The sequence below is a fragment of the Streptomyces sp. WAC04114 genome, assembly GCF_019733245.1.
Lineage (GTDB): Bacteria > Actinomycetota > Actinomycetes > Streptomycetales > Streptomycetaceae > Streptomyces > Streptomyces massasporeus_A.
In genome coordinates this window covers 1-734 of sequence record NZ_JAIGQA010000401.1, presented here as the reverse complement: position 1 = coordinate 734, position 734 = coordinate 1, and the positions used below count along the sequence as shown (strand labels likewise).

1 protein-coding gene is annotated in these 734 nt (G+C 71.3%); it reads left to right on the top strand.

Going from position 1 to position 734, the window contains the following annotated elements; genetic code table 11:
* Positions 1-87 precede the first annotated feature (87 nt).
* The coding region (locus tag K4G64_RS39440; protein ID WP_221760645.1) for a class I SAM-dependent methyltransferase at positions 88-734 on the top strand (647 nt) is incomplete at its 3' end.

Genomic DNA, 734 nt, shown 5'->3' with positions numbered 1-734 from the left:
CCGGTGGACCAGCAGTGTCCGGCAGTTCATGGCGGTCGCCGCCGAGGCGACCAGTGGCGTGAACGCCCCGGCGATCGGTGCGAGCGCGTGAAAGACCCTTCCTTCCGGCGCTCGGTCGCCCTGTTCCGCGCCTTCATGCGTGAGCAGGGCGACCCGGCGACGGCGTACACCCTGCTGGCCCGCGACGCCGCGGACCAGGTGGAGCGGCACGGTCCGGTGCGGGGCAAGGTCGTCGTGGACATCGGCGGCGGCGACGGCTACTTCACCCGGGAGTTCCGCCGGCGCGGTGCGCACGGCTATCTCTTCGAACCGGACACGGCCGAGATCGGCCCCGGCGAGCGCGCGGACACCGTCGTCGCCGACGGTTATCTGCTGCCGCTGGCCGACGGTGCGGCGGACGTCTGCTTCTCCTCCAATGTGCTGGAGCACGTCGCCGATCCGCACACCTTTCTCAGCGAGATGGCCCGGGTGACCCGCCCGGGCGGTCTGATCTATGTCTCCTTCACCAACTGGTACTCGCCCTGGGGCGGCCACGAGTGGGCTCCGTGGCACTATCTGGGCGCCGAGCGCGCCCGGAACCGCTACGAGCGCCGCACCGGCCGCCCGGCCAAGCACCGCCTCGGCGACAACCTCTTCCGGATCGGCGTCGGCGAGACGCTGCGCCATGTCCGGAGCCGTAGTGACGTGACCGTCGTGTCCGCACGCTCGCGTTACTGGCCCGTCCTTCCCCAGCT